We start from the raw sequence: 13,947 nt of genomic DNA on the forward strand, positions 1-13,947 counted from the left end.
AATAAAATGAGTATTTTAAATGCTATCAGAAATAAAATTATTCATAGAATTTTTGCCTTAATAAATAATGAAACTATTTATCAAAAAGATTTTGTAATATCATAGAAATCGAACTGACGAAAAATTTCATTAAAAACTAATTACATCTAAAGATTATTGTTTGATAATTTTTGACGTTACGCTATTTCCAGTTTGGGTTTCAACTGTTACAAAATACATTCCTTTTGATAAATTAGAAATGTTTATCGAACTCAATTGTGAGTTTTGATAGGCAACTGTTTTTCCAGTTAAATCGGTTATTTTTATAGCAGATAATTCGATGCTGTTTTCATTTTTTACAAATAATTCATCCGAAGCTGGATTAGGATAAACAGCAATTCCGCTTTTTTGAAATTCATTTGTATTTAAAGAAGTATCGATTACTCTGTATAAAATTCCGCTACTTGCTACATATAATTCGCCATTTACATCTTCGCCAAAAGTGGTTATAAATCCAGGTGAATCATACGACCAAACAACTTGATTCGCATCGTTGATATAACCAACTTCACCCGAACAATAATCGGCAAAAACATATTTGTTTTGTAAATTTGGATACGTTGTTCCTGTATAGAAAAATCCGCCAGTTATAGAACATCTTCCCGAAGCATGAGTATATTGTGCTTGAGGAAAAGTCATAGTATTCATTGGTTCACAACCCGAAGTTAAGTAAGAAACATTTCCTTCATAACATCTCCAACCGAAGTTTAAACCTGTATTTGGAAACGGATAAGCAATTTTATTGATTTCTTCAATGTCATATTGACCAACATCGGCAATCCATAAATCGCCATTTACTTTACTAAATGAAAACTTCCACGGATTTCGTAAACCTCTTGCCCAAATTTCTTCTTTTCCAGCTTGACCAATATAAGGATTAGTTGAAGGAATTCCATAAAGTGTTCCTGAATCAACATCAATTCTAAGCATTTTTCCTAGGAAAACTCTAGAAGGAAATGACGCATCGATTGTCATGTTTTGAGCATAACCTTGTGGATCATCACCTGAACCGCCATCGCCCATTCCAATATAAAGATAACCATCGGGACCAAATTTTAAAGTTCCACCATTGTGATTGGAATATGGTTGATCGATTGTCATTAAAATCGTTCCTGTTGGATTGGCAACATCTGGATTGGAAGAAACAGAATATCGAGCAATTACCGTATCGCCGTCAGTATTGGTATAATTTATAAAAAACAAACCGTTTGAAGCATAATTTGGGTGAAATGCTAAACCAAGCAATCCTTGTTCGTTTCCGCCGCTTAAACCCGAAACGGTTAAAAAAGGTGTTGCATTCACGGTTCCATTTGCATTCACAATTCGGATTAAACCGCCTTTTTGAACCACAAATAATCGAGAGTCATTTGGCGCATGAGTAATTTCTACCGGAGATGAAAATCCGGTGGCAAAGCTTTGTAAATTCAAGGTTTGGGACTGTGAAACGCTACAAAGTAATAATGAGAATGAGAGTAAAATTTTTTTCATAGTAGGTTGATTTTCTTGTAAAGTTAGAAATAAAAACTTTATAATCAAATGGTTGTAAATTAAAAACGCAATCGGTTAGGATTGCGTTTTGTGTTTAAAGATTATCGATAACTTTGTCTTTTGGATATTTGACTTTATAACTTATTCGGATTTTTTTTGTCTCGTTTGGATTGAGTTTTAAATCCCATGTTAGAATTCCGGTTTCTTTGTTTTCTTTGGCGTTATTGCTTTCGAGTAATTCCACTTCAATTTCTTTATCGGTGCTTAACGGATATTGATCTTTCAACAACATGTTAACCATTTCTTTTTTGTTATTTCTAACCGTAATGTCAAACGTAAAAGTTTGTTCTTTTTTGGACGATAAAAATTTAGTTCCTGATTTATCGACTACTTTTTCACGCTTGATAGAAACTTTTTTGTCTCTTCCCATGCTTAAATTTAGCGTATCCGAAGTTTGATTAGGATTGATATTTGTTTTACCCACATACATGCCTTCAAAAATGATATTGGCTTCGCCTGGCAACAAATTATACTTAGAATAATCATTGATTTCAGCCAATAAAAACGCTTCTTTTTCTACTCTTGGCGCAGCATAATATTTATACGTAGCCGGAAGTTTGATGTCTTTTAACGCAACGCTATGCGGTTTACTATTCGATAAGATATCATACGGAATGTCGATATCGAAAGAAACATTGAGTTGGTTTTCTTGGATTGTGGTATAACCAGAAACAGAAGCAACATTGTAAACAGCATTATCTTCTTCAACAACAACTCCTGCTGCACTTCCTTGAATTTGATTATAAACGTTTTGTTTATCACCATCTTTATATTTAGAATTAACATTTCCGCGATAATAATTAAAATTTCCATACCTCAAAAACCACGGACTCAAAATCGGTGCTTGATTATTTTGATTAGGATTTCCCGATGATAATGTTAGGTTTACTTTTTTCCAATCAATTCCTGTCCATTGGGTTACTTGTGCTTTATACATCATATTGATGGGTGAATTTACATTGTCTGCACGCAAATCATAAAACGGTTGCCACGAAGCATTATTGGTAATATAATTGATGTCTAAATTCACTAATCCAGCCACTTCATTCATTACTTGGATGATTAACTTTCCTTTGGAATTTTTCTCTTCTTTTTGCGTATTGATTTCCAGTTTGGACTTCAACGCACTTAATTTTTGACCAAGTTTTGTTTCTTTTTCTTTTAAGGCAACGATATTGTTGTCCAATTCGGTTCTTTTGGCTTTGTAGTAATCAACGAGTTTCATCAATTCGGCTACATTCAAACCTGAATTTGCGCCAGCTACATTTTGATTTCCATCTAATAATGCAATGGTTTGCTGATGCGAATAAGCATCAATTTGAGTTTTCTTGATTTCTTTTTCGGTCCAAGAAATGCTGTCACGCACTTTTTTAATCGCAGGATTGGTTTCGTCAATTTCGTATTCTGAAATATAATTTTGGGTAAATTGAACAGACAAAACAGTTACAGAATTTGGTGCGCCAATTTGAACTGTATTTTCATTCAAATAATCGGCTACGTTTTTAATCACGATTTCGCTCGTTCCAGCAGGAAGATTGACCGATGTAGTTTGTGATAACTCGGCAGCATTAAAATAAACCGTTGCCGATTTGACTTTGGCAGTCGTGAAAATTGGTTTTTGAGCAAAAGCAATTGCTGAAAACAAAACAAAAAGGAGGGTTATTTTTTTCATACGAAGTAATTTATATCCTAATAGATAACAAATAACGAAAAAAGGTTGGAAATAGTATGAAAAATTATTCTAATGTTGCTAAAAGTTGTTCAATTTCAACTTTTTGCGAAGCGTATTTTCGTTGTAATTCGCCGTCTTTTTCCATTCGATTATAATACTCAAAAGCTTTGTTGGCAAAGAATTTTCTATGAAAAGTACTTGCATTTGGAACTTGCGGATAGACTTTGTGAAACAACATTTCATAATAGGCTTGCCATTCGCGTTCGTTTCTGTCTGGGAATTTGTTGAGATAGCTTTTTTGCTCCACGTGTATCATTTCATGTGCAATCAGGTTGAGCATTAAAATCAATTCAAATTGAAAGGTGTTTTCGGGAATTCTAATGATTTGTTTTTCGCCAAAATTTCCTTCGGCAGTCATCATAATGTAATCGGGTTTGGCTTTTTCCCGAAGTTCAAAACCTTTCAAATTAGGATGTTTGATGCCATATTCTTCGATTAAAAATTCTGCCGCTTGAATGGTTTCACCCAATTCGTGGTAGGTTTCTATTTTTTGGATGATTTCGGAATAAGGTTTCATCTACAATTTATTCAGAAAGTGTAACTTCTAAACCTAAACTTGAAATATTTGGCAAATAACTGTTGTTGAAATCATGCGCTACAGAAATGACATAATTTCCTTTTATAAGATTTACATTTTTCTTGAAAGTTTGTTTCAAGTCGCAAATATCACCAAGACAATCACCTTTGTCTTTTCCAGCAGAGTCTTTTAGAATCAAATCAATATTTATAATTTCAGTTTCTCCTTTAGGATTTTTGACACTAATAATAACAGGAACTTGGTCAAATTGATAGTCATAAACGTGACTTAAAATTAATGTCAAATCATGGTTCTTGCTTTCATCATCAATGGTTATATCAAATGATTTGACGTCACTTTTTTGCCATTGATTTGATTTGAAATCGGTTTTATACTCAGAAAAAACTTTTTTGTCATTACAAGAAATGAATACTAACATCAATCCTAATAAAAATATTTTTTTTGTTTTCATGCGATTTAATTTTAACCAAACAATTGTTCTACAACTTCTTCAATTTTAGAGACCAAAATCACTTTTATTCCAGGAAATTGAGTTGCAATTTTATTATATTTTGAAACAAAAATGGTTGAAAACCCTAGTTTTTCGGCTTCTTGAATGCGTTGTTCTACTCGATTTACCGGACGAATTTCTCCCGAAAGACCAACTTCTCCGGCAAAACAAACGTCTTTGCCAACGGCAATATCTTCATTAGAAGAAAGAATGGCAGCAACAACGGCTAAATCAATAGCTGGATCATCAACCGAGATTCCGCCAGTAACATTCAAGAAAACGTCTTTTGTACCTAATCTGAAACCAGCGCGTTTTTCTAAAACTGCCAAAATCATGTTTAATCGTTTGGCATTATAACCGGTTGTGCTTCGTTGCGGTGTTCCATAAACTGCGGTGGAAACCAATGCCTGAATTTCTATCATTAGCGGTCGCATGCCTTCGAGTGTTGAAGCAATTGCCGTTCCCGAAAGTTCTTCTTCTCGATGTGAAATCAATATTTCTGATGGATTGGAAACTTCTCTTAAACCTGAACCTTGCATTTCATAAATTCCGAGTTCGGCAGTGGAACCAAAACGGTTTTTTAAACTGCGTAAAATTCGATACACGTGATTTCTATCGCCTTCAAATTGCAAAACGGTATCGACCATGTGTTCCAAAATTTTCGGTCCGGCAATGTTTCCGTCTTTGGTAATATGTCCAATTAAAATAACGGGAACGTTGGTTTCTTTGGCAAATTTTATCAACTCGGCAGTACATTCTCGAATTTGAGAAATACTTCCAGCAGTTGATTCAATATAATCGGTATGAAGCGTTTGAATGGAATCGATGATGACAATATCGGGTTCGGTTTCGAGAATATGACGAAAAATATTTTGCGTTTTGGTTTCGGTTAGGATTAGACAGTTGTCGCTGTTTGGATTTATTCTTTCGGCACGCATTTTTATTTGCTTCTGGCTTTCTTCGCCCGAAACGTATAAGGTTTTATAGGGTAATTTTAGAGAAATTTGAAGTAATAATGTACTTTTTCCAATGCCAGGTTCGCCGCCAAGAAGAATTAACGAACCAGGAACAATTCCGCCACCAAGAACTCGATTGAGCTCGCCATCGGTTGAATCCATTCGAACTTCTTCGGCAGAATCAATTTCTTTTATTTTTAATGGTTTGGAAATGCGTTTTACTTCAGAAGTGGCAGGTTTCCAAGCCGTTTTTTCTTCTTTTTGAATAATTTCTTCGGCAATAGTATTCCACTGTTTACATGAATTACATTGTCCTTGCCATTTGGCATATTGAGTGCCGCAATTTTGACAAAAAAAAGTAGTTTTTAGTTTGGACATTTATCCGTAATCTTTGTTTTATTATTCTTGTTTTTTTTCTTCGGTTGGTGTTTCGGTTGGTACTTCTTCTACAGGAGTTTCTTCAATTACTGGTTCTTCTACTTTTTGACCTTTTTTAGGTAGAGTAGCTTTCAATTCATCGGCACGATTAATCATCATATCTTTAGTCAAATCGCCAATTTCTTGCATTTGAAAAGCTTTCATATACGATTTAACGGCTCGAGCGTTGTCGCCTTTTTTCTCATACATTTGTGCCATGTGATAATCCGCCAACATTGTTTTTGGATAATCTTTACTAGCTAATTGTGCTAATTGATCAAACTCATTGTAGGCTTTATTTTTAATAATAGCTGCTTCAATAGCTTTAAAATCATTCATTCTAATTTGAAGTTTTAAGCCTAATTCTTTTTCTAAAACATCATATTTTGCAATTAAATAATCTACATATCCCGAAGGCAAAACGGCAATTTTCTCTTGAAATTCGGTTGTTGAAATAGGTTGATATACTGAAAATATTTGATACAAAGCACTTGGAATGGCGTGTGGAACCAACGAATAATGTGACGCACCTTTAAAATCTTCGTAGCGGTAATTCAAGTTGGGTTTGTTGATTTTTTTTATTTCTTCATCCATCGCTTGAATGCGAGCTCTCATTTTTTTTAAATCGCCATCGGCTGTACAATGATAATAGAAAATATTTTTTGTTATGGCAGCCAATCTTTCTGGAATTTGTTCTTCCATTCCAACAGGAAGTTCAGGACTTAACGAAATATAAGCGTTAAAAATTGGATCGTCTTTGTAGAGATAACAATTCATAAATCCGGCTGTTACATCTAATCCAGCAACGATTCTAAATGGTGCTGTTCTAAAGTTTTTTTGAATTGTTGGGATCAATTCCATCCCAATGAATTCAAAGAATTTTTCTCCTTTCTCAGTTGGTAATCCAGTTACGCCATCAGTAGCAGAATCATATTCGCGTTCGCCATTTTTATTTTGACTAATGGCTACAATGATTACTTCGGGTAAATCATCCCAATAGTAACCATAGCTTAATGTTCCATAAAATGGATCAAAAAGAAAATCGCCATCCAATAAAATTAGTAATGGATATTTTTGGGCTTTATTTTTGGAATATGATGGCGGAAGTGAGATTTTTATTTCTCGTTCTTCACCTAATTTTTGAGAATTTATGGTGTCAGTAATCGTTTTTTGGGCAAATAAACTGTTAGAGCAAAGGAATATCACTAAAAGGAAAAACAGTTTTTTCATGTATATTGGTTTTTGGTTAAATAGAAATGTTGCTAAAATAATCAGCAAGATAGTAAATTATTTATTTCTATTTAAAATAGGTAATAAAACATAGGAAATCAAACCAAGAAGTATGGTTAAAATGGTTTGCGATGTCCAAACTAGCCAACCAAAAGCAGTTCCAACATTATTTGAAATTCCGTAAAGCGAAAAAATTAATGCGATAGAAAACGGAAATGCGCCCAAACCACCGTTTGAAAACCCGATAGCTAAACTACCAAAAACAAATCCCATAATGATGATGTCAAAATTAATGTCATAAGTTTCGGGTAAAGCAAATTTGGCAACATAAAACATCAAAAGATAGGAAAACCAAATGAAGAACGAATGAAATAAATATTTCCATCGATCTTTCATTTTGTAAATAGTTGTCATTCCTTCTATTAATCCAGCTAGTTTTTTCTTGAGTTTTTTGATGATTTTCCATTCGGCATAAATCCAAATTAGAATAAAAATAATCATCATCACTATTCCAGCTATTCCAAGATAAACGAGTGATTTTACAGGAACTTTTTTGTCAATTAAAAATTGGTAAATCGTATTGTATTGTGAAATAAATCCAATAAAAACAAAGAGAAGGAAAATTGCTAAGTCAACAATTCTTTCGGCTACGATGGTTCCAAAAGCTTTGTCAAAAGGAACATCTTCATATTTTTTTAAAAGTGCTGCTCTAGAAATTTCTCCCGAACGTGGAACGGTTAAATTCACCAAATAGGAAACACAAACGGTAAAGAAATTATTGTAGAGTTTGGTTTGATAACCCAAATGATTGAGCGCATATTTCCATCGATACGCTCGTGACCAATGACCAATACAAGCAATAACAAGCGTTAACAAAATGTAGTTGTAATTGGCTTTTTGAAAACTGACTTTTATTTTGGCTATTTCTTCGCTGGTTAACGTGGTGAATTGATAATAAATAATTCCAATCCCGATTAAAAGCGGAATAAGAATCGTTAGCCATTTTCGAAGTTGTTTTTTCAAAATTTTAGGTCAGAGAATTGTCTTTTTCGTTAGGAAAAACCAACCAAGGTTTGAAGGTTTTTGCTTCTTCAAAATCCATAATGGCATACGACATGATGATGATAATATCGTCTTTTTGAACTCTTCGAGCTGCTGGACCATTCAATGTAATTTCGCCTGAATTTTTTGCGCCTTTGATAGCATAGGTTTCAAAACGCTCGCCGTTATTAATGTTAACGATATATACTTTTTCACCTTCGATAAGATTAGCGGCATCCATTAATGTTTCGTCAATGGTTATGCTGCCAATATAATTCAAATCGGCGCCAGTTACTTTTACTCGGTGAATTTTAGATTTTACTATTTGTATTTGCATGGGGCAAAGTTAAATTAATTTACTGAAATGGTATCAATCAATCGAATTTTGTTGACAAAAACAGCAATGAATATTCGATAGTTTTTATTTTTATTTTTTCTGATGCAAGGCAATAATGTTGCTTCGTCGGCAATTTGAAAATATTCTAGTTCAAATCGGCTTTGTTTGGCAAAAGTTTTTTCTACCCATTTGGTTACTTCACTAGCAGATTTTGTGCCAAATTGTTTTTTTGCTTCCAAAATGGTTTGATAAATCATTGCTGCTTCTTTTCGTTCTTCGGCAGAAAGTCTTTCGTTGCGCGAACTCATCGCTAAACCATTTGCTTCTCTGTATATAGGACAACCAACGATGTTGACAGGAATTTTGTATTTAGAAACCAATTTTTTTACAATTTGAAGTTGTTGAAAATCTTTTTCCCCAAAATAAGCATTGGTTGGTTTCACAATTTCAAACAAGCGTTTTACAACTGTTCCAACGCCGTCAAAATGTCCTGGACGAAATTTTCCTTCCATTTGATTTTCAATTCCATCATAATCAAAATGTTGAGAAACGGTTTTTCCATTATAAATATCATCAACTGTTGGAGCATAAACGATGATTTCGGGAGAAACGGTTTTTATTTTTTCAACATCGGCATCAAGTGTTCTTGGATATTTGGCTAAATCTTCGGGATTGTTAAACTGAGTTGGGTTAACAAAAATACTCATTACCACAATCTCATTTTGTTCCAAAGCTGTTTTTAATAATGACAAATGACCTTGATGAAGCGCGCCCATTGTTGGCACAAAACCTATGGTTTTTTTATCGTTTGAAATCGATTTTAAAAAAGCGGTTAGTTCGCTTTGTTTGTTAAAAATGCGCATACGCTTTTGTAAATGAGATGCAAACTTACTATTTTCATACATAACTGCATAAAATTTTGTACTTTTGCATGCTTTTTATTGCCAATAAATAAATTAGATTAAATTATGGAAGATAAGAGGATATTGTATGTATCATCTGAAGTTGTGCCTTATTTGGCTGAAAATGAGGTTTCTTTAATGTCTTATGATGTGCCAAAAATGATTAATGATCAAGGTGGACAAATAAGAATATTCATGCCAAGATATGGCAATATTAACGAGAGAAGACATCAGCTACATGAAGTTATCCGTTTATCTGGGATGAATTTGGTGGTAAATGATTTGGATATGCCTTTGATTATAAAAGTAGCATCTATTCCAAAAGAGCGAATTCAGGTTTATTTTATAGATAACGATGAATACTTCAAAAGAAAAGCCACTTTTACAGATGAAGATGGAGTTTTATATCCAGATAATGATGAAAGAGCTATTTTCTTTGCCAAAGGAGTTGTTGAAACAGTAAAGAAATTGAATTGGGTTCCAGATATTATCCATGTTCATGGATGGATGGCAAGTTTGTTGCCAGTTTACATGAAACATTTCTATAAAAACGAGGCGTTATTTTCTGAAACAAAGATAATAACTTCAGTTTACAGTCAATCATTTGATGGTAATTTAGACCTTGAAATGATTAACAAAGTTAAATTTGATGGTGTTCCTCATGAAGCAATTCAAGAATTGGAAACTCCTAATTATGAAAACTTAATCAAGTCGGCGGTTAATCATTCTGATGGGGTAATTATCGCTTCGTCGACTATTTCTGCAAGTTTAACAAAATTTATAGAATCTTCACAAAAACCTTTTCTACCTTTCACCACGAAAGAAAATTTTGCTTCGGCATACACAGAGTTTTATAAAAAATTGCTTTAATATTTTTAAAATAAATGAATTTAAATTCTATTACAAAACAGATTATATTATTATTTGTTATTGTTTCATTAGTGTCTTGTGATAAAGACTTTAATGAAATTGGAACCGATATCGTTGGTGGTGATAACAACCATTACCTTGGAGATAAAACAACAGAATATACTGTGCAAGCCTACAATCAAAAGCTTGGACCAGTTGCTACTAATAATTTACCTATTAATCCGTTAGGAATTTTTAGTAATCCTGCTTTTGGAACTACCACGGCAAATTTTGTTACGCAATTAGAGATTGCTTCTGCCTCTTTAAACAGAACTTTTAACAATGTTGATCCTACGCTTTATCAAACATTACCTATTGTGGATAGTGTGATTTTGAACATCCCTTATTTTAGTAAGTTAAAAGAAACTACAACCAATGAGGATGGTGAAATATTGAAAACATATCGATTAGATTCAATATATGGGGAAAGTGGTTCTAAGTTCAGATTAAGTATTCATGAGTCTAATTATTTTTTAAGAAATTTAGATCCTGAAACTCAATTTACTGAGCAACAATCTTTTTATAATGACAATCAAAGTGTTGAAAACAATATAACTCCAGGTCGTTTGAACAATGCACCATTAGTAAACACAGAGTATATAAAAAATGCTGATGGTCGCGAAAACGAAGCGTTTTATTTTAATAAAAAAGAACAAATTACAAAGACAAAAAATGATGACAATGAAGATGTTTTAGCAAGAAGCGTTCCATCTATGCGATTACACCTTGATAATAACTTTTTCTTAAACAAAATTATTAATGCACCATCTGGACAATTGGTTAATAATGATGTCTTCAAAAATTACTTCAGAGGATTGTATTTTAAAGTTGAAAGTTTAGGAAATTCAAATAGTTTGGCGATGATGAATTTTGCTGGCGGAACCGTTACAGTATATTATAGAGAAGATAGCAAAGTAACCGATGCTCAAGGGGTTGTTACTTTTAATAAGGTTGACAAGTCTTTTGTTATGAATCTTACTGGAAACACCATCAGTTTGCAATCAAATTCTAATGAAAATGCTGACTATATAACTGCGACAAATTCAACTACCGAAGCAACAAGTCTTTATCTTAAAGGCGGACAAGGTTCAATGGCAGTTATAGATTTATTTGGTCCAGATACTGATGGAAATGGAATAGCAGATGAGCTAGAAGAAATTAGAACTAGAGGTTGGTTAATCAATGAAGCAAATCTTATATTTAATATTGATAAAGTTAAAATGGGAAATGCACAAACTGTTGAACCAAACAGAATTTTCTTGTATGACTTAAACAATAAAACAGTTTTAGTTGATTATATCTTTGACCAAACTACTTTTCCAGGTTATTCAAAACAAAATAAGTATGTCCACGGCGGCTACATTTTGGATGAAAACAATAAACATCTTTCTCAAGCTAAAAACGATGATGGAGTGATTACAAAAAAAGGGACTAAATATAAAATTAGAATTACCGATCATATTAAAAATTTAATTCGAAAAGATTCTACTAACGTTCGTTTAGGATTAGTAGTTACCGAAACTATTACAAATGTTGGTTTTACTAAATTAAAGACACCAATTGGAATCATTGACAAAATTCCAACAATGTCAGCGTTAAACCCATTAGGAACGGTGCTTTATGGTTCACATTCAAGTGTAGCAGATGATAAAAGATTAAAACTAGAAATTTATTATACCAAACCAGATTAATACTTATAAATTATGTGTGGAATTGTTGGCTATATAGGATATCGAGAAGCATATCCTATAGTTATAAAAGGATTGAAAAGATTGGAATATAGAGGTTACGATAGTGCTGGAATTATGTTGTATGAAGGCAATGAATTAAAAGTGTCTAAAACCAAAGGAAAAGTTAGTGACTTAGAAGAAAAATCAAAAGAATTAGCTTCTTTAAAAGCAACTATCGGAATGGGACATACACGTTGGGCAACTCACGGAGTTCCAAATGATGTTAACTCACATCCGCATTTGTCAAATTCAGGAAAGTTGGCAATTATCCATAATGGAATCATCGAGAATTATGAACCATTAAAGAAAGAACTAATTAAAAGAGGTTATTCTTTTCAATCAGATACTGATACTGAAGTATTGGTAAATTTAATTGAAGAAGTACAAAAGAAAGAAAACTTAAAATTAGGAAAAGCGGTTCAGGTAGCATTAAACCAAGTAGTTGGAGCTTATGCTATTTGTGTTTTTGACGTTCAAAAACCCGATGAAATTGTGGTGGCAAGATTAGGAAGTCCATTAGCAATTGGTGTTGGAAAAGATGAGTTTTTCATCGCTTCAGATGCTTCACCATTTATAGAATATACTTCAAATGCTATTTATTTAGAAGATGAAGAAATGGCAATTGTTCGTTTAAACAAAGGATTAAAAATCAGAAAAATTAAAGACGATACTTTGGTTGATCCTTATATTCAAGAACTTCAAATGAATTTGGAGCAAATTGAAAAAGGAGGTTATGACCATTTTATGCTTAAAGAAATCTACGAACAACCAAGCGTTATCAAAGATACATATAGAGGTAGACTTCATGCTAATGAAGGAATTATTCAAATGGCAGGTGTTGAAGACAATTTAGAAAAATTCCTTAACGCTGATAGAATATTAATTGTGGCTTGTGGAACATCTTGGCATGCAGGTTTGGTTGCTGAATATGTAATTGAAGAATTTGCAAGAATACCAGTTGAGGTTGAATATGCATCTGAATTTAGATATAGAAATCCAATTATTACTCCAAAAGATGTGGTAATCGCCATTTCACAATCAGGAGAAACAGCCGATACATTAGCTGCAATTAAGTTAGCAAAAGAAAAAGGAGCATTTGTTTTTGGGGTTTGTAACGTAGTTGGTTCATCTATTTCAAGGGAAACTCACGCTGGTGCTTATACACATGCTGGTCCAGAAATTGGAGTGGCTTCGACAAAAGCATTTACTACACAAATCACGGTATTGACAATGATTGCGCTTCGTTTAGCAAAAGCAAAAGGAACTTTGTCAAACTCTGATTTCTTTAGATATTTACAAGAATTAGAAATTATTCCAGAAAAAGTTCAAGAGGCGTTGGCAACTAATGAAGTTTCAAAAGAAATTGCAGCAAAATTTAAAGATTCCTCAAACTGCTTGTATTTAGGAAGAGGTTACAATTTCCCTGTTGCACTAGAAGGCGCATTGAAACTAAAAGAGATATCCTATATTCATGCAGAAGGTTATCCTGCTGCCGAAATGAAACATGGACCAATTGCTTTAATCGATGAGCAGATGCCAGTTATTGTTATTGCGCCAAAGCAAGGACATTATGATAAAGTAGTAAGTAATATTCAAGAAATTAAATCACGTAGTGGTAAAATCATTGCAGTTGTTACCAAAGGTGATACACAAGTAAAAGAATTAGCCGATCACGTGATTGAAATTCCAGAAACTTCTGATGCTTTATCGCCATTAATCACTACAATTCCGCTGCAATTATTGTCTTATCACATTGCTGTAATGAGAGATTGTAATGTAGATCAACCAAGAAATTTAGCAAAATCGGTTACGGTAGAATAAAAATTTGAAAAAATAATTTGAAAAAGGCGAGATTTTTTATCTCGCTTTTTTTGTGCAAAAAATTAAGATTAATGTAAAGAAAGTTCGAATTTTATATGTAAGCATACTATTTTTTAAAAATAATTGCAAAAACGTTAATAAAAACACAAAAAATAATAAATATTGAATTATCAAATAATTGGCTTAAAATTAAATAATTATGAAAAATCGATATGTTTTTTTGAAAATGTAAAAGAAATATTTGTACATTGGCTACA

12 protein-coding genes are annotated in these 13,947 nt (G+C 32.9%); 3 read left to right on the plus strand and 9 right to left on the minus strand.

Annotated features, from left to right (window positions below):
• Positions 1–153: 153 nt before the first annotated feature.
• From G6042_RS10320 to panC, 9 genes are all read right to left on the minus strand, one after another.
• Positions 154–1,527, minus strand: coding sequence for a PQQ-dependent sugar dehydrogenase (locus G6042_RS10320; RefSeq protein ID WP_169524358.1), 1,374 nt, complete (start codon positions 1,525–1,527; stop codon positions 154–156).
• 94 nt (positions 1,528–1,621) lie between these two features.
• The gene (locus G6042_RS10325) at positions 1,622–3,259 is read right to left on the minus strand and encodes a DUF4139 domain-containing protein (RefSeq protein WP_169524359.1); all 1,638 of its coding nucleotides are present in this window, start codon (positions 3,257–3,259) and stop codon (positions 1,622–1,624) included.
• 64 nt (positions 3,260–3,323) lie between these two features.
• Complete coding sequence (locus tag G6042_RS10330; RefSeq protein ID WP_169524360.1) at positions 3,324–3,836, minus strand: hypothetical protein; 513 nt, start codon at positions 3,834–3,836, stop codon at positions 3,324–3,326.
• Between the two features lie 7 nt (positions 3,837–3,843).
• Positions 3,844–4,308 (minus strand): gliding motility lipoprotein GldH, encoded by a 465-nt coding sequence (locus G6042_RS10335; protein ID WP_169524361.1) that lies wholly within the window; start codon positions 4,306–4,308, stop codon positions 3,844–3,846.
• An 11-nt stretch (positions 4,309–4,319) separates the two neighbouring features.
• Positions 4,320–5,681: a DNA repair protein RadA gene (radA, locus tag G6042_RS10340; protein ID WP_169524362.1), complete on the minus strand. Its 1,362-nt coding sequence runs from the start codon at positions 5,679–5,681 to the stop codon at positions 4,320–4,322.
• A gap of 21 nt (positions 5,682–5,702) precedes the next feature.
• Positions 5,703–6,950, minus strand: a complete 1,248-nt coding sequence (locus G6042_RS10345) for an alpha/beta hydrolase (RefSeq protein ID WP_169524363.1) — start codon at positions 6,948–6,950, stop codon at positions 5,703–5,705.
• A 57-nt stretch (positions 6,951–7,007) separates the two neighbouring features.
• Complete coding sequence (locus G6042_RS10350; RefSeq protein WP_169524364.1) at positions 7,008–7,973, minus strand: lysylphosphatidylglycerol synthase transmembrane domain-containing protein; 966 nt, start codon at positions 7,971–7,973, stop codon at positions 7,008–7,010.
• A 4-nt stretch (positions 7,974–7,977) separates the two neighbouring features.
• Complete coding sequence (gene panD, locus G6042_RS10355; protein ID WP_169524365.1) at positions 7,978–8,328, minus strand: aspartate 1-decarboxylase; 351 nt, start codon at positions 8,326–8,328, stop codon at positions 7,978–7,980.
• Between the two features lie 14 nt (positions 8,329–8,342).
• Positions 8,343–9,191: a pantoate--beta-alanine ligase gene (gene panC, locus G6042_RS10360; protein WP_169524366.1), complete on the minus strand. Its 849-nt coding sequence runs from the start codon at positions 9,189–9,191 to the stop codon at positions 8,343–8,345.
• Between the two features lie 105 nt (positions 9,192–9,296).
• Between panC and G6042_RS10365 the strand changes: the two genes are divergently transcribed.
• The 3 genes from G6042_RS10365 to glmS are packed head-to-tail and all read left to right on the plus strand — an operon-like array spanning position 9,297 to position 13,690.
• On the plus strand, positions 9,297–10,100 hold the full coding sequence (locus G6042_RS10365; RefSeq protein ID WP_169524367.1) for a glycogen/starch synthase: 804 nt from the start codon (positions 9,297–9,299) through the stop codon (positions 10,098–10,100).
• 14 nt (positions 10,101–10,114) lie between these two features.
• A complete protein-coding gene (locus G6042_RS10370) occupies positions 10,115–11,830 on the plus strand; it encodes a DUF4270 domain-containing protein (protein ID WP_169524368.1) in 1,716 nt (571 codons plus the stop codon).
• A gap of 12 nt (positions 11,831–11,842) precedes the next feature.
• Positions 11,843–13,690 (plus strand): glutamine--fructose-6-phosphate transaminase (isomerizing), encoded by a 1,848-nt coding sequence (gene glmS / locus G6042_RS10375; RefSeq protein ID WP_169524369.1) that lies wholly within the window; start codon positions 11,843–11,845, stop codon positions 13,688–13,690.
• Positions 13,691–13,947 lie beyond the last annotated feature (257 nt).

The organism is Flavobacterium solisilvae, assembly GCF_012911605.1.
Lineage (GTDB): Bacteria > Bacteroidota > Bacteroidia > Flavobacteriales > Flavobacteriaceae > Flavobacterium > Flavobacterium solisilvae.